The organism is Actinotignum saccati (genome assembly GCF_051265055.1).
GTDB lineage: Bacteria > Actinomycetota > Actinomycetes > Actinomycetales > Actinomycetaceae > Actinotignum.
On the sequence record NZ_JBOZCC010000010.1, the window covers coordinates 49,460 to 67,459 of the forward strand.

General features: G+C 61.9%; 13 protein-coding genes and 1 tRNA gene. 13 read left to right on the plus strand and 1 reads right to left on the minus strand.

The genetic code is table 11. The features are described 5' to 3' along the window. The first annotated feature begins 7 nt into the window (after positions 1 to 7). Positions 8 to 1,378, plus strand: a complete 1,371-nt coding sequence (pafA, locus tag ACRQEC_RS08145) for a Pup--protein ligase (RefSeq protein ID WP_284890212.1) — start codon at positions 8 to 10, stop codon at positions 1,376 to 1,378. Beyond that, positions 1,375 to 2,259: an FKBP-type peptidyl-prolyl cis-trans isomerase gene (locus ACRQEC_RS08150; protein ID WP_284890173.1), complete on the plus strand. Its 885-nt coding sequence runs from the start codon at positions 1,375 to 1,377 to the stop codon at positions 2,257 to 2,259. The genes pafA and ACRQEC_RS08150 overlap by 4 nt, the downstream gene beginning before the upstream one ends. Here ACRQEC_RS08150 and ACRQEC_RS08155 read toward each other — a convergent pair. Further along, positions 2,256 to 2,849, minus strand: a complete 594-nt coding sequence (locus ACRQEC_RS08155; protein ID WP_284890174.1) for a nucleoside/nucleotide kinase family protein — start codon at positions 2,847 to 2,849, stop codon at positions 2,256 to 2,258. The genes ACRQEC_RS08150 and ACRQEC_RS08155 overlap by 4 nt on opposite strands. Positions 2,850 to 2,948: 99 nt before the next feature. Here ACRQEC_RS08155 and ACRQEC_RS08160 point away from each other — a divergent pair, with 99 nt between their 5' ends. The 11 genes from ACRQEC_RS08160 to uvrB all read left to right on the plus strand — a co-directional run bounded on the left by ACRQEC_RS08160 (position 2,949) and on the right by uvrB (position 17,827). Next, complete coding sequence (locus ACRQEC_RS08160) at positions 2,949 to 3,890, plus strand: hypothetical protein (RefSeq protein ID WP_284890175.1); 942 nt, start codon at positions 2,949 to 2,951, stop codon at positions 3,888 to 3,890. Continuing rightward, positions 3,887 to 4,906, plus strand: coding sequence for a prolipoprotein diacylglyceryl transferase (gene lgt / locus ACRQEC_RS08165; RefSeq protein ID WP_284890176.1), 1,020 nt, complete (start codon positions 3,887 to 3,889; stop codon positions 4,904 to 4,906). The genes ACRQEC_RS08160 and lgt overlap by 4 nt, the downstream gene beginning before the upstream one ends. 130 nt (positions 4,907 to 5,036) lie before the next feature. Beyond that, complete coding sequence (pyk, locus tag ACRQEC_RS08170) at positions 5,037 to 6,467, plus strand: pyruvate kinase (protein WP_284890177.1); 1,431 nt, start codon at positions 5,037 to 5,039, stop codon at positions 6,465 to 6,467. A gap of 255 nt (positions 6,468 to 6,722) precedes the next feature. Continuing rightward, positions 6,723 to 6,804 (plus strand) — tRNA-Leu (locus ACRQEC_RS08175). Between the two features lie 228 nt (positions 6,805 to 7,032). Continuing rightward, positions 7,033 to 7,650, plus strand: a complete 618-nt coding sequence (locus tag ACRQEC_RS08180; RefSeq protein ID WP_284890213.1) for an ANTAR domain-containing response regulator — start codon at positions 7,033 to 7,035, stop codon at positions 7,648 to 7,650. 178 nt (positions 7,651 to 7,828) lie between these two features. After that, positions 7,829 to 10,507, plus strand: a complete 2,679-nt coding sequence (polA, locus tag ACRQEC_RS08185) for a DNA polymerase I (protein ID WP_284890178.1) — start codon at positions 7,829 to 7,831, stop codon at positions 10,505 to 10,507. A 236-nt stretch (positions 10,508 to 10,743) separates the two neighbouring features. After that, a complete protein-coding gene (gene rpsA / locus ACRQEC_RS08190) occupies positions 10,744 to 12,228 on the plus strand; it encodes a 30S ribosomal protein S1 (RefSeq protein WP_284890179.1) in 1,485 nt (494 codons plus the stop codon). A gap of 176 nt (positions 12,229 to 12,404) precedes the next feature. Next, positions 12,405 to 13,082 carry a dephospho-CoA kinase gene (coaE, locus tag ACRQEC_RS08195; protein ID WP_284890180.1) on the plus strand — a complete coding sequence of 226 codons (678 nt, stop codon included), beginning with the start codon at positions 12,405 to 12,407 and terminating at the stop codon, positions 13,080 to 13,082. Positions 13,083 to 13,255: 173 nt separating this feature from the next. Next, positions 13,256 to 14,602: a gluconate:H+ symporter gene (locus ACRQEC_RS08200; RefSeq protein ID WP_284890181.1), complete on the plus strand. Its 1,347-nt coding sequence runs from the start codon at positions 13,256 to 13,258 to the stop codon at positions 14,600 to 14,602. Positions 14,603 to 14,676: 74 nt separating this feature from the next. Beyond that, positions 14,677 to 15,552 (plus strand): D-hexose-6-phosphate mutarotase, encoded by an 876-nt coding sequence (locus ACRQEC_RS08205; protein ID WP_284890182.1) that lies wholly within the window; start codon positions 14,677 to 14,679, stop codon positions 15,550 to 15,552. 196 nt (positions 15,553 to 15,748) lie between these two features. After that, positions 15,749 to 17,827: an excinuclease ABC subunit UvrB gene (gene uvrB, locus ACRQEC_RS08210; RefSeq protein ID WP_284890183.1), complete on the plus strand. Its 2,079-nt coding sequence runs from the start codon at positions 15,749 to 15,751 to the stop codon at positions 17,825 to 17,827. The last annotated feature ends 173 nt before the right edge of the window (positions 17,828 to 18,000 follow it).

Consider the following 18,000-nt stretch of genomic DNA (forward strand, 5'->3'; position numbering starts at 1 on the left):
TCGCGTTATGGGCATCGAGACCGAATACGGAATCACCTGCGCGGCCCGGCGCGGAACACGCCCACCGCTGGACGCCGAAGAATCCGCCCAGCGGCTTTTCGCGCCGGTACTCGCCGCGCATCGGTCCACAAACACGTTCCTAGAAAACGGCTCGCGCCTCTATCTGGACGTGGGCGCCCACCCGGAATACGCCACCGCCGAATGCGATAATATCGACGATCTCCTCGCCCACGACCGCGCCGGCGAACTCATTTTCGCGCGGCTCGCCAAGCGCGCCAATGAGAAATTAAACGACGACGGCGTCCCCGGGGCCATCCACCTCCTGAAAAACAATGTTGATTCCGAGGGGCATTCCTTCGGGTGTCACGAAAACTACATGGTGCACCGGCGCCCGGACTACCGCCAGCGCATCGCCCGGCTCATCCCCTTCTTTGTGACCCGGCAGATCGTGGCGGGAGCCGGAAGCCTGCACCGCGGGGAAGACGGGCAGGTCCGCTACGAATTCTCCCAGCGCTCCCACCAGATGTGGGAGGCGATCTCCTCGGCATCCACGCGGTCGCGGCCCATGATCAATACCCGCGATGAACCCCACGCCGATGCGGAACTCTACCGGCGCATGCACGTTATCGTGGGGGATTCCAATATTTCCCAGGCAACAACCGGCCTCAAAGTTGCGGCCACCGAAGCCCTCCTCACCCTCGTGGAAGAAGGCGCGATCCTTCCCGATCTGGAACTCGCCGATCCCATGCACGCCATTCGGATTACCGGCGCGGACCTATCCGGGCGCGCCAATCTGGAACTTGCCAGCGGCGGACTCACCGACCCGATTTCGGTTCAGCAGCGGATGTATGACGCCGCGATGAACCACCTGGATCGGAAAGGCTACCTGGCGGAACTTGACCCCACCCGGCGCTACCTCCTCGAGCTGTGGGAGCGCGCCATTACGGCGGTGGAACGCCGCGATCCGAGCTCGATTGCAACCGAAATTGACTGGGCCGCTAAACTCGCCCTCCTCACCCGGTACCGGGAACGCACCGGGGCGAAACTCTGCGATGCCCGGGTGGCACGCCTCGATTTGGCGTATCACGATATCACCGAAGGGGGGTTGCGTGACCGGATGGAAGAATCCGGGCTCCTGCGCCGGGTTATCACGCCCGAACGTGCTATCGCGGCTACTACGACCCCGCCGCGCAGCACCCGGGCCGTGCTGCGCGGGCGTTTCCTGAGTGCGGCGCGGCAAGCTCGGCGCGATGTGGCGGTGGACTGGTCTACCCTGCGCCTCATGGAGGCCAATGGCAATTCCAGTGTGGTCCTCAACGACCCGCTCGCCACCGAGAACCCCGAGGTCGAGGCGCTTATCGAGGAGATCACCGCGTGACATCCCACCCGAGATACCGAGTGCTGCTGGCCGGATTGGCGGTGGCCGCTACCGCGCTAGCGGGCTGTAGCGGCCACCGCGAGCCCGGCAACCCTGGAAGCGTAGATGTCACAGGCGCATTCGGCGCACCCGTGACCATCTCCGTGGAAGGGAACCTCCACGTAGACGGGGTCCGCCAGGAGGTCCTCAGCCCGGGGGACGGGGTAGAACTGGCAGAAGGAAGCCCGGTACTCGCCCGTATCACCTCCTTCGATTCGCGTACCGAAGCCCCTGTGGAAGGTTTCGCCACCGGCGGGATCACCCTGGCTACCGTGAGCAAGGCAGGGGTGGGGGAGCTGGCTCCTTACCTGGTCGGGCAGCGGGAAGGAAGCCGCTTGCTTATTCAGCGGGAAGAATTGGTGGCCGGAGACCCCGGAGCGGTAGAAATCGTCGTCGTCGATATTCTCTACACAAATGCGCGCGGGGACGCAGCGCCGCCACCCGCTACGCCACCGGTCGGAATGCCGGGCCTGGCAAGCGGAGAAGGCGTAGCACCCGTGCTTACCGGGGGCGGCGGGCCCATCCCGGAATTCGCTGTGGTGCCCCTCGTGCTCGGGCGCGGGGAGCAGGTAGCCGCCTCGGATGAGCTTGTGCTCAACTACTTCCTCGTGGATCCGAACGGCCAAACGGTCGATTCCAGCTGGACCTCCGGGCCGGTGCGCGCCGCCATGGGCGATCTGATGGACGGGATGCGCAAGGGCCTGGTTGATCAGCGGGTAGGTTCGCGCGTCATGATTCTTATTCCGGCCAGCCAAGCTCGCGGGGATAGCGACCTCGTCGCCATCGTTGATATTTTGGCAACGGGTCGGGCCCTCACCCAGATTCGTGCCGGCGCGGCCTAAAAACCGCGCATCTCCACGTGCAGCTGCCCCGCATCCCAGCGCGCTACCGCGTCTGCTAGGGCCGGGGCATCTCTTTCGCTCACGAGCGCAGCCTCCTGGGAAGCCCACCTATCCCACCAGCCACTCGGGTCACCCTCGCGCTCCCGCACCCGCTCCCGCCGGAGAGAATCCTCACATTCCATCCAGATCGTGGCCGTGCACAGCGGCGCGCAGGCCGCGGAAGCCGCTCCGCACCCCTCCAGCAGCAGCACCTCGCAGCGCGCATCCCCCGGCACCGCGACCGGTGCATCGTAGCAGCTCAGATACCAATTCCACGGAGCCACCCGTGCTCCCTCGCCCCGCAGAAACGGTTCCAGAATATCGTGGGCTACCCGCTCCGTGCCCCGGGCCAAGCCATCCCAGCCGGGTACGAAACGCTCCACCTCGAGAATCTCAACCGCCAGCCCGCCCTCGCGCAACCGCGCCGCAAGGGCCCACGATAGCTGGGTTTTCCCGGATCCGCTCCGCCCATCGATGCCGTAAACTCGCCGGCCTTTCCCGCGAAATACCAGGCCCGCGAGGAGGTCCAGGCCCTCTTTACTCTCTTTCATGGGTGCCACCCGTTCCTGCGTCATTTTTTGTCACACCGTGCGGGTACTCTATGTCATAACCAGCACGCGGAGCGAAGCTCACCGACACCGGGAGGCACAGTGGCGTGGTTTATTGATGAGGTAGCACAGCGGGTGCGGGCCGCCGCCAGGCAGGTCCCGGACCGGGAACGTGATGCGCTGCGGCATGCCGCCCAGGCGGCCCCGGCACCGCGCGAGTTCTACCGCGCCCTCGCGCCCAGCCCGCAACGCCCCATCGGGGTGATCGGGGAAATCCGCAGCCTCGGCGGCAGTCCCGTACCGGCTCCCGCGCAGCTGGAGGCCTTCGCGCAGGCGTTGAGCAGTGGGGGAGCAGCCGCCATCTCGGTAACCGCCCCGGTGATTCCCGGTGGGCTCGGTTTGCCCGCGTTGCGCCTGGCCCGCGCCCTCGGGGTAGGGCCGCTGCTCTACCGCGATGTCACCGTTTCCGCGGTGCAACTCCTGCGGGCCCGCGCGGCGGGAGCGGATGCCGTCTCGCTCACCCCGCGAATTCTCACAGATGTGGAACTTGAGGCCCTAGTGGAACGCGCGCGGTCCCTCGGGATGGAACCCTGCCTGGAAGTGGAATCCGAAAGTGACGTAGCGCGCGCAATGGCCTGCGCGGCGCGCGTCGTTATCGCAGATTCGCGCTCCGCCACCGATTATCCGCAGCTTTTCGAGGCGCTGCCCTACACCTGCGTGCGGGTGGTGCGGCGCGGGGTGCGCAATCCCTGCGATGTTTTCACCGCGGCGCGCCACGGCGCCGGCTGCGTTATTGTAGGGCGGGCCCTGCTTGAAACAGCAGACCCGGCCGGTTTGCTGGCTAGCATGGCTACCGCGGGCCGGCACCCGGCCGCGCTACTTATGGCAAAACGGACCGCACACGTGGCTGAAGGCACGGCTAGCACGGCCCAGCACACGGCTACTAGCACGGCCGAACTCTCAGCTAACGCAATCGAAGGTACCGCTCAGGCACCCGGGCTCGGGCACCCGCCCCACGCCCCCGGACAGGAAGAGACACGATGATTCCAACAGCTATTCCAGCTCCCGAGCATTCCGAATGGGTGCTTTTTGAGACCTCCGCATTTTCCCTCTCCATTAAGTTCTACGCGATCGCCATCGTCATCGGCATTATCGTTGCCTACGCCCTCACGGAACGGCGCTACGTGGCCAAAGGTGCCACCCGCGATGTCACGCTCTCCATCGCGCTGTGGGCGGTGATTTTCGGGATTATCGGCGGGCGGCTCTACCACGTCATCACCGACTACCAGCTTTATTTCGGCCCGGGCCGTGACCCGTGGCGCGTCTTCGACCTGCGCGGCGGTGGCCTGGGAATCTGGGGTGCGGTGGCTCTGGGTGGCGTGGGTGCCTGGATCGGGTGCCGCCGCAACGGGGTGCGCCTGCTTCCCTTCGCCGACGCCCTCGCCCCGGGTCTCCTCATCGCCCAGGCCATCGGCCGCCTGGGTAACTACTTCAACCAAGAACTCTTCGGCGGGCCCACTTCACTGCCCTGGGGCTTGCAGGTTGATGCGGCGTACCGCCCCGCGGGCTTCCCACCCGAGCAGCTCTTCCACCCCACCTTCCTCTACGAATCGCTGTGGTGCCTGGGTGGCGCCGTCGTACTTCTTCTCCTCGAAAAACGCTTCCACCTGGTCGCCGGGCAGCTTTTCGCCACGTATGTGATCGTGTACACCCTCGGCAGAGTCTGGATCGAAAACTTGCGGATCGACCCGGCGCACCTCGTGGCCGGTTTGCGTCTCAATGTATGGACGTCGCTGCTCGTGTTGCTCGGCGGAATCATCGCTCTCGTTATCTTGCGGCGCGCCTACCTGCGTGATTCTTCTCGCGATCACGTGTGGTTGCGGGCCCGCCCGGAACCGGAAACTGAAGGAACTGATGTGTCACAGAACGACGACGCCGCAGCCGGCCAGGCCGCCGTCGTACCCGAAAAAACGGAAACTTCCGGGGCCGCAAGCACAGGCGATTCCGCCGCGTCAAGCGAATCCGAACCGGAGGTGGGTAACCGCTCAGTGAACGGGTGAAGCCGCTGGGCGAGCCGTGCGCTAGCGTAAAGATGAGCTCCGCGAGCGGGGCTTATAACGGTGCATATTTACCAGGACGAGTGCCATGAGTCCCGATGGGGAAACAGGGCCCTCGGGTAAGATAGGAAACATGCGTAGAGCTAGAATTGTGTGTACGTTGGGTCCGGCTACGGATACCTACGATCAAATCCTTGAACTTGTTAAAGCCGGCATGAACGTGGCGCGTATTAACGCTTCCCACGGTTCGCATGAAGAACACGAAAAGCGCATTGATAATGTGCGTGCCGCCGCGAAGGAACTGGGTACCCCGGTCGCGGTGCTCGTTGATTTGCAGGGCCCCAAGATCCGCCTCGGCCGTTTCGCCGAAGGCCCGGTCCAGCTGAACGTGGGCGATACCTTCACCATTACCACCCGCGATATCCCCGGCACGAAGGAAATCTGCTCCACCACCTTCAAGGGCCTGGCTGGCGATTGCAATCCCGGCGATGTGCTGTTGATTGACGACGGTAAGGTCTCCGTGCGCGTCGTGGAAGTTGTGGACGGCACTGACGTGGTCACCCGCGTAGAAGTCCCCGGCCCCGTTTCCAATAACAAGGGTATTAACCTCCCCGGCGTGGCGGTGTCCGTTCCCGCCATGTCCGAAAAGGACGAAGAGGACCTGCGCTGGGGCCTCAACTACGGTGCGGATCTCATCGCGCTGTCCTTTGTGCGTGACGCCAAGGATATTGATGACGTCCACCGCATTATGGACGAAGAGGGTATTCACCTCCCCGTTATTGCCAAGATCGAAAAGCCGCAGGCCGTGGCCAACCTGGACGACATCGTCCAGGCCTTCGACGGCATTATGGTCGCCCGCGGCGACCTCGGCGTGGAACTGCCCCTCGAGCAGGTTCCGCTGGTGCAGAAGGAAGCCATTTCCCTGGCCCGCAAGCGTGCCAAGCCGGTTATTCTGGCCACCCAGGTTCTCGAATCCATGATCCAGAACCCGCGGCCCACCCGCGCTGAGGCCTCTGACTGCGCTAACGCCATCCTGGACGGTGCGGATGCCGTGATGCTTTCCGGGGAAACCTCGGTGGGTCTCTACCCGATTGAGTGCGTGAAGACCATGGCCTCCATCGTTTCCTACACGGAGGAACACGGCCTGGAGCAGATCCCGCAGCTCTCCTCCCTGCATCGCACCCGCAACGGTGTTCTTACCCGCTCCGCTCTGGATATCGGTGAGGCCCTGGGTGTCAAGGCAGTTGTGGTCTTCACGGAAACCGGGCACACCGCCCGCCGCGTGGCTCGCAACCGCTCGCGCCTGCCGATCATCAACTTCACTCCTTCGGAGAAGGTACGCAACCAGCTCGCCGTTCTGTGGGGTAGCGAAACCTACACGGTGGATCACTCCGCCGCCACCACTGACGAAATGGTGCAGCAGGTGGAGGATCGCCTCCTCGAACTGGGCCGCGCCCAGGTTGGTGACCGCGTGGTGATCGTGGCCGGTATGCCCTCGGGCGTGGCTGGTTCCACCAACACCCTGCGGGTTCACAAGATCGGTGAAGAAACGGGCGTTGCCTAAATCCGGCAGGCTCGTGTTCTCCTAGGTGCTGCCGTGTCCACGGACACAGCGGTACATCATTGAACAGTGGATAGGCGGGTGGGTGCCCGCTCGGAATAATCCGGGTGGGCACCCACCGCCGTTCCAATCGCCTCCGCGTCGCCCCATTTGAAATTTGGTGGCGGGTATGGTGAAATATTCTCTGCGTTTGCACAATAACCCGCGGTGATCCGGGCGATCCGGGCTCTCCCGCTGGTAGTATCGGCAGATGCACAAGCTCCTGTGGTGGAATTGGTAGACACACTGCACTCAAAATGCAGCGCCGCAAGGCGTGAGGGTTCGAGTCCCTCCGGGAGCACCGCGGCGATAAGCTTGAAGGCAATAACCTTGAAGTTAGCTGGGAATCTCTGGCCTGGTGTTTGCTCTGCACCGCGTGGTCTGACAGCATGGTAAGGGGCGCGTGAATTCCCGTTGCCGGTCATCAATCTCTCAAGGGTCAGAGAACACTTCGGTGTGGATGCAGGTGCAACATCGCACGCAGTAAATTTGGTTCAATCTATCCGGCATGCCGGTCGAAGGGGTCATGATGGCCAAGGGCACAGCGGGGCAATCCGCGGAGAACAAAGAAGCCATTCGGGTTCTTGTCGTTGAAGACGAAACTCTCATTCGCCTCGATATCGTTGAAACACTGGAAGATGCCGGGTATGAGGTTGTCGGGGAAGCTGGCGATGGCGAATCCGCTATCGAACTGGCCGGCGAACTCGAACCGGATCTTATTGTCATGGACGTGAAGATGCCCGGCATGGACGGCATCACCGCCGCGGACCGCATCCTGGAAGAACACCGCGTCGCTATTGTGATGCTCACCGCTTATTCCCAGCGTGACCTGGTGGAACGTGCCCGCGATGCCGGGGCGATGGCCTATGTGGTCAAGCCCTTCACGCCCGCTGATCTCATCCCGGCGGTGGAAATCGCGGTTTCGCGGAACCAGGAAATCGAAGCTCTGGAAAACGAAGTGTCCACCATGGCCGAACAATTTGAAACCCGTAAGCGGGTGGATCGGGCCAAGGGGCTGCTGGAATCGCAGATGGGCCTGACCGAACCGGAAGCTTTCCGCTGGATTCAAAAGACGTCCATGGATCGGCGCCTGACCATGCGCGAAGTGGCCGATGCCGTTATCGAACAGGTAGGCGGGAAGCACTAAGCTTGCGCCCCCGCAGCGTGCACCCGCCGAACTCGTAGCGGAAGCGGCGCACACGCGCTGCGGAACCCGCAGTACGAACCGCGAATACGCGTTGAGGAACCCGAACACGCTTTCAGCCAGCAGGCGCTCACCGGAAAACCGGTGGGCGCCTGTTTGCTATCTCGCGTAGGCTAGAGGGGTGAGTGACGAAAAATTCCTTCTTGTTGATGGCCATTCTATGGCGTTCCGTGCCTTCTACGCCCTGCGGGCGGAGAACTTCCTCACCGATCGCGGGCAGTACACCAACGCCGTTTACGGGTTCCTTTCCACCCTCCTGAAAATCATTGGCGACTACCACCCCGATTACATTGCCGTGGCCTTTGACCTGCCGGGAGGAACTTTCCGCACCCGCGTCTATCCCGATTACAAAGCGGGCCGGGCCCCCACCCCGGTGGAATTCGCCGGGCAAATTGATGTTATTAAAAGCGTCCTTGATGTTTGCGGAATCAGCTGGCTCACCTACGAAGATTACGAAGCCGACGATATTATCGCCACCCTCTCACGCCGGGCGGTGGAACACGGCGCGGATGTGTATATCGCCTCAGGTGATAAAGACTCCTACCAGCTCGTTGATGAGCACACCACAGTGCTCTATCCCATGCCGCGCTCGACCATGCAGGTCCTCGACCCGGCAGGTATCGAAAAGAAAACCGGGGTACGCCCGGAACGGTACGCTGACCTGGCCGCACTCGTGGGGGAGGGTGCCGATAATATTCCCGGCGTGCCCGGGGTCGGCCCGAAAACCGCGGCGAAATGGCTCGCGAACTACGGTGACCTCGACTCCATCCTCGCCCGCGCTGACGACATCGGTGGAAAAGTGGGGGCCTCCCTGCGCGAGCACTTGGATCAAGTCCGCCAGAATCGCTCCCTCAACACCCTCGTGCGTGACCTTCCCATAGGGGAGAACCTCGAGGAATTCCGCCCGCGTGGAGTGGAGCGGGAAGCATTGCACGAACTCTTCGACACCCTCGATTTTGATACCTTGCGCGGGCGTGTCCTCACCGAATTACCGTCGCGCGACGGCGCATCTGAATCCGATGCGCCGGCCGGATTTACTCTTGCCGGCCTGGAAATCACCACCTCCGGGGTACGCGCGTGGCTTGACCAGCACGCCGACGCCCCGTTCTTTGGCCTCGACATCGCCGGGCCGGCCAGCCCGGGTGCGGGGCGCGTGGAGGCAATGGCGATTGGCACGGCCCACGCGGCCCTGCTTCTCGATACGCACACCATGAACGAAGAGGACACCGCCCAGGTGCGGGCCTGGCTGGAATCGGATGCCCCGAAAGTGGTGCACGGCGCCAAAGAAGCCTGGCATCGGGTACGCGGGCAGGGTGCCGAATTGCGCGGCGTCGTACGGGATACCGTACTGTGTGCTTACCTTCTCTATCCCGATCAGCGCAGCTATGACCTCGGTGACCTGGCGCTGCGCCACCTCGGTGTTGATTTGGGGGACGGGGGAGTGCTGCCCGGACTGGACGGGCAGGCTGACCCGTTGGCGGCACGCGCTGCGCTCCTTGGCCCACTGTCTGAGAAATTACTCGGAGAATTGACGCAGCGCGGGGAAGATGGTGCCCTGCTCGACCTGGAAATGGATGTGGCGCGCACTCTCGCGCGCATGGAGGACACCGGGATTGCGGTAGACGGTCCCTACCTTGAAAAACTCCGGAAGGATTTTGACGGGCGGGTGGAGGCCGCAGCGCGGCTTGCCTATGATGCCATTGGCCACAAGGTAAATCTCTCCAGCCCCAAGCAGCTCCAGGGGGTGCTGTTCGACGAATTGGACTTGCCCACCACCCGGAAAACCAGATCCGGGTACACCACGAATGCGGAGGCGCTGGCTGATCTTGCCGTGCGTATCGCACCCCGGGAAGATGATAAGGCGGTGGCCGGAACCCAATTCCTCGGGGCGCTCCTCGAGCACCGCGACGCCATTAAATTACGGCAATCCGTGGAAGGCTTGCAGCGCAATACCCGAGCGGATGGAAAAATCCACACCACCTACCAGCAGGCGGTGGCCGCCACCGGGCGACTCTCCTCCACGGATCCGAATCTCCAGAATATTCACGCGCGTACGTCCGAAGGGCTTCAAATCCGCTCCGCCTTTATCCCCTCGGAGGGCTATGCGGCACTTATGACCGCGGATTACTCCCAGATTGAAATGCGGATTATGGCCTCGCTTTCCGGTGATGAAGCTCTTATCACCGCCTTTAATGAAGGCGAAGACCTGCATTCTTCGGTGGCCTCCCTCGTCTTCGGGATTCCCGAAAACGAGGTGAGTAGCCAGCAGCGCTCCCGTATTAAAGCGATGAGCTACGGCCTGGCCTACGGGCTCTCCGCCTACGGGCTTTCCCGCCAGCTCCATATTTCTGCCCACGATGCCCAAGAGCTCATGGACACCTATTTTGCGCGCTTCGGGAAAGTACGTGATTACCTCGATTCCCTCGTGGTGAAAGCCCGCGAAGATGGCTATACCCAAACCCTGCTGGGGCGGCGGCGCTACCTGCCGGAACTGCGCTCCACGAACCGCCAGCTGCGCGAAGCATCCGAGCGGATGGCCCTCAATGCGCCTATCCAGGGCAGCGCCGCGGATATTATCAAGATCGCCATGGTGGCGGTGGTGGAAGCCCTGCGTGAAGCCGGGTTGCGCAGCCGAGTCCTCCTCCAGGTTCATGACGAACTGGTGCTGGAAGTAGCGCCCGGCGAGCACGAGGCCGCGGAGGAGATTGTGCGCCGGGAAATGGCCGGGGCTGCCCAGCTGCGGGTACCCCTCTCCGTCGGGGTGGGCTACGGCCCCAATTGGCGTGAGGCAGCCCACTAGAACGGTTGACAGCGGTTCACGCGAACGGCCCGCAACAGCTTCCCTGCAGGCTCGCTGAACCGCCCGCAACGCCCCGTGAGAACGGGGCTCACGCCACTCCGATTTCAGCCCGGATACCTTGCACTAGCCAAGCTTTTCCGCGTAGTATGGAGAACTGGTGTGAGCACCCGCCGCACTGGCCGATATCCATCGGTCCCAAGCAAATATTCACAATAGTGTCCGGAAGTTATCAGTTAATGACTAATACCACCCCCGAGTCTTCGACTCTCCCCGAGATTGCCGTCAACGATATCGGCTCCGAGGAAGAACTTATTGCCGCCGTCGATAAGACGATCAAGTACTTTAACGATGGTGACCTCGTCGAAGGAACCGTTGTCAAGGTCGACCATGACGAAGTGTTGCTCGACATTGGCTACAAAACCGAGGGTGTTATTCCCTCCAAGGAACTTTCGATCAAGCACGATGTCAATCCCGATGATGTCGTGGAAATTGGCGACCAGGTAGAAGCCCTCGTCCTCCAGAAGGAAGACAAGGAAGGTCGTCTCCTCCTCTCGAAGAAGCGTGCGCAGTACGAACGCGCCTGGGCTGAAATTGAGAAGATCAAGGAAGCTGATGGTGTCGTGACCGGTACCGTCATCGAAGTCGTCAAGGGCGGCCTGATTGTTGATATCGGGCTGCGTGGCTTCCTGCCCGCTTCGCTCGTTGAAATGCGCCGCGTGCGCGATCTGCAGCCCTACATTGGCCGCGAACTCGAAGCGAAGATCATCGAACTTGATAAGAACCGCAATAACGTGGTTCTTTCCCGCCGCGCTTGGCTGGAAGCATCCCAGTCCCAGGCCCGTGGCGAATTCCTGCACCAGCTCCAGAAGGGCCAGGTGCGCGAAGGTTTCGTCTCCTCCATCGTCAACTTCGGTGCCTTCGTGGACCTCGGCGGTGTGGACGGCCTCGTTCACGTTTCCGAACTGTCCTGGAAGCACATCGACCACCCGTCCGAGGTTGTCGAAGTTGGCCAGCCCGTCACCGTCGAAGTTCTCGATGTTGATATGGACCGCGAGCGTGTCTCGCTCTCCCTCAAGGCCACCCAGGAAGATCCCTGGCAGTCCTTCGCCCGCACCCACGCGATCGGCCAGATCGTTCCGGGTCGCGTGACCAAGCTCGTTCCCTTCGGCGCTTTCGTGCGCGTGGAGGACGGCATCGAAGGTCTCGTCCACATTTCCGAGCTGGCTTCCCGCCACATCGACACCCCGGAAGAGGTTGTCAAGGTGGGCGACGACGTCTTCGTCAAGGTCATCGATATCGATCTGGACCGCCGCCGCATCTCGCTCTCCCTCAAGCAGGCGAACGAAGGCGTGGATCCGAACTCCCAGGACTTCGATCCCTCGCTCTACGGCATGGCCGCTGATTACGACGAAAACGGCAATTACAAGTACCCCGAAGGCTTCGATCCCGAATCGAACGAATGGCTCGAGGGCTACGAAGCTCAGCGCGAGGCATGGGAGAATGAATACGCCCAGGCCCAGGCCCGTTGGGAAGCGCACAAGGCCCAGGTTGCTGCCGCGCTCGAAGCCGATGCTGCCGCCGGTGCCCAGGCTGCTGCCGCTGCCGAACCGGCCGCGGATATCCCGGCCAGCTACAGCTCCACCTCCGAACCGAGCGGCTCGCTTGACTCGGATGCTGATGAAGCTCTCGCCGCTCTGCGTGAGAAGCTGACCAACAACTAAGGTTCGCGTTTCCGCGGGTAGCAGCTAGACTGCCGCGCGTAGCAGGGGAACGTCCAGGCTATAGCCCATAGCAGCACGCTACCGCGAGTCAACACCTTGTACCGCCGCCGGCGTACCTCTTCGGGGGAGCGCCGGCGGCGTTTTCTTTCTCCCGGGCGCATTGTTAAGCTGAAACGGTGAACGCACTAACAATCGGGGGAGCCAGCGCACAACTGCTGCGCCCCTTCACCCACCCGCGCGGCCGCGCCCTGCGGGTCGCGGTATCCGGCGGCATCGGCGCCGGCAAATCCACTGTCACCCAGGTCCTGCGCAAACGCGGCGCGATCATCGCCGACGCCGACGCCCTCGCTCGGGAAATCACCGCCCCGGGTAGTCCTGTTCTCGCGCAACTCGCTGCCGCATTCGGTCCCGATATTTTAAACGACGACGGCGCCCTCAACCGGGCGGCCCTCGCCGCACATATCTTCACTAACCCGGTCGCCCGCCACCGGCTCGAAGCCCTCACCCATCCCGCCATCATCGCGCGGGCCCGGGATATCCTCGCCAGTGCCGCCCCTGGCCAACTGGCGGTCTACGATGTGCCGCTCCTGGTAGAAACCCGCGCTGATCGCGAAGTCGATTGCGTCATTATTGTGGCGGCCCCGGAAGAACAACGAATTGAGCACCTGCGGGGCCGGGGGATGACCCGGGCCGATGCCCAAGCCCGGATGCGCAACCAGGTAGATGATGAGGCCCGCCGCGCCCTGGCCCATATTTGGATCTGGAATGCGGGAAGCCGCGCGGAGCTGGAGAACCTTGTTACCCAGTGTGCGGAGAGCTGGCTGGCGGCGCCGCAGGCGCCGGCGTCGTCGTAAAAGAATCAAGAGAAACGCAAGTAAAAAGGTGACCGGCACCGTGTTTACTCTCAGCGTAAGAGGGAGTACCATTTACAGATAGTGAAATGACCGTTTCGCTATATGGTACGTCTCGTCGCCACGAAGCAACGATGCGCGGCGATGGGGCCTAAAATTTGAGAGGTTAAAAAGCTATGCCAATTGTTTGGCTGCTCGTGGGCATTGCGTTGATGCTCGTGCTCAACATCGTGTTCAAGGTGAATTCGATGCTCGCGCTGTTGCTCGCCGCCGTGGTGGTGGCGCTCTGTAACGGCATGGGCCCGATGGAAACTCTCAAGACCGTCACCACCGGTTTTGGTTCTACGCTGGGTTCGCTCGCCATTATCGTTGTTTTCGGTGCAGTTATCGGCCGCCTCATGGTGGACTCCGGTGCGTCTCACGTGCTGGCATCGGGGCTCATCCGCCGCTTCGGACTGCGCTTCGTGCGCATCGCCGTCATTATCATCGGTCTTATTTTCGGCCTGGCGATGTTCTACGAAGTTGCCTTCCTCATGATTGCTCCGCTCGTTATTTCTATTGCTCAGGAAGCAAAGGTGCCGTGGCTGCGCCTGGCCATTCCGGCCGTCTGCGCCACCACGGTTGCTCACTCCATCTTCCCGCCGCAGCCCGGTCCGGTTGCGCTCATTGACCAGTACCACGCGGATGCCGGCATGGTGTACCTCCTCGGTATTCCCATGGCTATCCTCTGGGTCATCGTGGGTGGCGTGCTGCTGCCCAAGGTGCTCGGCAACCTCGAGCGCCCGGTGCCGAAGTTCATGTCCGGTGATGAAAACGATAAGGAAGCCGCGGTCAATCCGCCCTCGTTCTTCGTTTCCCTCATCGTGCCGCTCAGCCCGGCCATCATTATGATCTCGGTGACCATCGCTAATATTTGGGTGGATAAGGAATCGACGCTGGGCCAGTGGCTCAACTTCTTCGGCTCCTCCCCGGTGGCCATGTCCGTGGCGCTGGTGCTCGCCATGCTGCTCTTCGGTATTCAGCGCGGGCACAAGGGCGAATGGGTTATGGACAAGTTCAATAAGGCCGTCTCCATTATTGCCGGCGTTGTCATGATTATCGGTGCCGGTGGCGCCTTCAAGCAGGTTGTTATCGACTCCGGTATCGGCGATTACATCGGCGGCTTCATGAGCGCGGGCGCGGTTTCGCCCTACATCATGGCGTGGTTCATTACCGTTCTTATCCGCCTGGCCACCGGCCAGGGCGTGGTGTCCGCGATGACCGCCGCCTCCATTATTGGTGCGGCTGTTATGGACCCGGCGACCGGCGTGATGCAGGCGGGCGTGGATCCCACGCTCCTCGTGCTCGCCACCGCCGCGGGCTCCAACTTCATGACGCATATTAATGACGCGTCCTTCTGGCTCTTCAAGGAATACTTCGATCTGTCCATCAAGGACACCCTGAAGACGTGGGGCGGCCTGCTCGCCTCCGGTTCGCTGGTCTCACTGGCGTACGTAATGTGCCTCTCGCCGTTCTTCGGCTAAGGCATGAGCAAGAAGATGCGGGCGGCCGGTATGGTCGCCCGCATCGCACACATAAAGAAAAACAAGGAGTACACATGACGCAGAGCATTCCCTTTGCCGAGCAGAATATCGCCGGCGTCAGCCTCGTCACCCGTGGGGACCTGAGCGCGCTGGAGATTAACACCGATACCGTATCTGGTACCGTTTTCCCCTACGGCGCCCACGTTGCCTCCTGGAAACCGGCTGGCTTCGAGGACGTCCTCTACATGAGCGAACTATCCGGCCTCACGCAGGGCACTCCTATCCGGGGTGGTATCCCGGTGGTAGCCCCGTGGTTCGGCCCGTCGGATAACGGCCTGCACGGCTGGGCCCGCATCCAGGATTGGACCCTCGAATCCGTGAGTGGGGATTCCACCGCGGTGGAAGCGACCTTCACCCTCGCGGGCAGCGCCCTGGGCGGAGAGCTGGGCGATTCCCTCCAGCTCGCCTACACCGTGCACCTGGGCAGCGATTTCTGGGTACGGCTGAGCGCGACCAATACCGGCACGGAAAACATTGCCCCGGAGCTGGCTCTCCACGCCTACTGGGCGGTGGATGCCCAGGCGCTTCGCATCGAAGGTATCGAAGAGGGCGGTATTGATCGCCTCGCCGATAATGCGCAGCTGCCGGCCGGGCCCTTTGAGGCACTCGAAGGCCAGACCGTGGATCGTTTCTACCCCTTCGCGGGCGATATTGTGCTCGTGGACGCGGGCGGGAACCGTAAGATCACCCTGAGCTCGGAAGAATCCGATAAGTCCGTGGTGTGGAACCCGGGCACGAAGGGCTCGGCCGCGAATGCGGATATGCCCGATGATGCCTGGAAGCATTTTGTGTGCGTGGAAGCGACCCGGGTGCGCGAAGGCGCCCCGCAGCTCGCGCCGGGGGAGAGCGCCACGCTCACCCTGCACGCCACGGTTGAGCAGCTCGGCTAAGTTGTCCCGGCGGCTCAGTTTTCTCGGTTGCTACGTTCGCCCAGCAGCGAGAAAACGTAGTTGAACGCAACCGATAGTCGTTTGTTACGACGACGGCGCCCAGTGGCCGGATACCGTCCCGAATTCTTCGGGCCGTTATCCGGCCACTGGCGTATTTCATACCCCAATCCGGGACCGGGCTAGTAAGCTCGCCACTATGGCTCTTGATTCTGAGATTGTGCGCAGCGATAAGCCTTTTGAAGTGATTTCCGAGTACCGCCCCTCGGGTGATCAGCCCGCCGCGATTGCCGAACTCACCCGCCGCATTAACGACGGCGAAAAGGACGTGGTGCTACTGGGAGCCACCGGTACCGGAAAATCCGCCACCACCGCCTGGCTTATCGAACAGGTGCAGCGCCCCACCCTCATTATGGAGCCAAATAAAACCCTGGCCGCGCAAATGGCGGCAGAATTCCGCGAACTCATGCCCAATAACGCGGTGGAATACTTTGTTTCCTATTACGATTACTACCAGCCGGAAGCCTACGTTCCCCAAACCGATACCTTTATCGAAAAAGATTCCTCCATTAACGATGAGGTAGAGCGCCTGCGCCATTCGGCTACCAATTCGCTCCTTACCCGGCGGGACACCGTGGTGGTGGCATCCGTTTCCTGCATTTACGGCCTGGGCACCCCGCAGGAATATGTTGATCGCATGGTGCAACTCCACGTGGGCCAGCAACTGGACCGCGATGAGCTGCTCCGCACCTTCGTGTCCATGCAATACACCCGTAACGATATTGCTTTCACCCGCGGCACCTTCCGAGTGCGGGGCGATACCGTGGAGATTATCCCGGTGTACGAAGAGCTGGCTATCCGCATTGAATTCTTCGGTGATGAGATTGATGGAATTTCCCTCCTCCACCCGCTCACCGGGAATGTTATCCAACGCACCGATACCGCGCATGTGTTCCCGGCCTCCCACTATGTGGCCGGCCCCGAACGCATGGAACGCGCTATCCGCTCCATTGAGGAAGAACTTGCCGAACGCCTGGAGTATCTGCGCGCCCATAATAAGCTTCTCGAGGCGCAACGCCTGGAAATGCGCACCAGCTACGATATTGAGATGATGCGCAATATTGGAACAACTTCCGGTATTGAAAACTATTCGCGGCATATTGACGGGCGTGGCCCGGGTACCGCCCCGAATACCCTCCTCGATTATTTCCCCGACGATTTCCTCCTTATCCTCGATGAATCCCACGTGACTGTTCCCCAGATTGGGGCCATGTACGAAGGGGATATGTCCCGTAAGCGCACCCTGGTGGAATACGGCTTCCGGCTGCCCTCCGCCATGGATAACCGCCCCCTCAAATGGGAGGAATTCCTCGACCGCATCGGCCAAACCGTGTACCTATCCGCGACGCCTGGCAAATATGAACTTGGCCAAGCGGACGGCGTCGTCGAACAAATTATTCGACCCACCGGTTTGGTGGATCCCCTTATTAAAGTCAAGCCCACCGAAGGGCAGATCGATGATCTGCTCGAAGAAGTGCGGCTGCGGGCCGAACGCGATGAGCGGGTCCTCGTCACCACGCTGACGAAGAAAATGGCTGAGGATCTCACCGCGTACCTGGCGGATCGCGGGGTGCGGGTCGAGTACCTGCATTCGGATGTGGATACCCTGCGCCGCGTGGAGCTGCTGCGGGAGCTGCGGCTCGGGAAATTCGATGTGCTCGTGGGTATTAACCTGCTGCGCGAGGGCCTGGATCTTCCGGAAGTATCGCTCGTGGCGATTCTCGACGCCGATAAGCAGGGCTTTTTGCGTTCCACCACCTCGCTTATTCAGACCATCGGGCGTGCGGCCCGTAATGTTTCCGGGGAAGTGCATATGTACGGGGATAGCATCACTCCGAATATGCAGCAGGCTATTGATGAAACGAATCGGCGCCGGGAGAAGCAGCTCGCCTACAACCGGGAACACGGTATTGATCCGCAGCCGCTGCGCAAACGCATCGCGGATGTGACCGATATGCTGGCCCGCGAGGATGTGGATACCGAACAGCTGCTCGCCGGCGGGTATCGCCAGGAACCCGCGCATGCCCGGGCCCGCGCTTCGGAAGCGGAAATCGCCCGCGCGCAGGGCGGGAAAGAGCTGCGCGAACTCATTACCGAGCTCACCGCGCAGATGCACGCGGCCGCCGAACAGCTCCAATTTGAGCTCGCGGCGCGCTACCGCGATGAAATCAAGGATCTGAAAAGCGAGCTGTGGCATTCCCAGCAGGCCCAAAAATAAAACGGCTGCACGGGAGCGGCACCGGAGGCACACGCGAGCCGTGCGCCCGCAAGCGCGCACCACGCACGGTACGCAAACCACATATGAAACGCGGCTCGGCGCCGCTCCCCATCGTGTAAAGTGTGCACTCGTGGAGGGGAGTATTCCCATCAACCACCGATTCGTCAGCACGA

Excerpts from the sequence above, each read along its gene's own strand:
- pafA (WP_284890212.1), top strand. The coding sequence starts at position 8 with ATGGGCATCGAGACCGAATACGGAATCACCTGCGCGGCCCGGCGCGGA.
- ACRQEC_RS08155 (WP_284890174.1), bottom strand. The coding sequence starts at position 2,849 with ATGAAAGAGAGTAAAGAGGGCCTGGACCTCCTCGCGGGCCTGGTATTT.
- lgt (WP_284890176.1), top strand. The coding sequence starts at position 3,887 with ATGATTCCAACAGCTATTCCAGCTCCCGAGCATTCCGAATGGGTGCTT.
- pyk (WP_284890177.1), top strand. The coding sequence starts at position 5,037 with ATGCGTAGAGCTAGAATTGTGTGTACGTTGGGTCCGGCTACGGATACC.
- ACRQEC_RS08180 (WP_284890213.1), top strand. The coding sequence starts at position 7,033 with ATGGCCAAGGGCACAGCGGGGCAATCCGCGGAGAACAAAGAAGCCATT.
- rpsA (WP_284890179.1), top strand. The coding sequence starts at position 10,744 with ATGACTAATACCACCCCCGAGTCTTCGACTCTCCCCGAGATTGCCGTC.
- ACRQEC_RS08200 (WP_284890181.1), top strand. The coding sequence starts at position 13,256 with ATGCCAATTGTTTGGCTGCTCGTGGGCATTGCGTTGATGCTCGTGCTC.
- ACRQEC_RS08205 (WP_284890182.1), top strand. The coding sequence starts at position 14,677 with ATGACGCAGAGCATTCCCTTTGCCGAGCAGAATATCGCCGGCGTCAGC.
- uvrB (WP_284890183.1), top strand. The coding sequence starts at position 15,749 with ATGGCTCTTGATTCTGAGATTGTGCGCAGCGATAAGCCTTTTGAAGTG.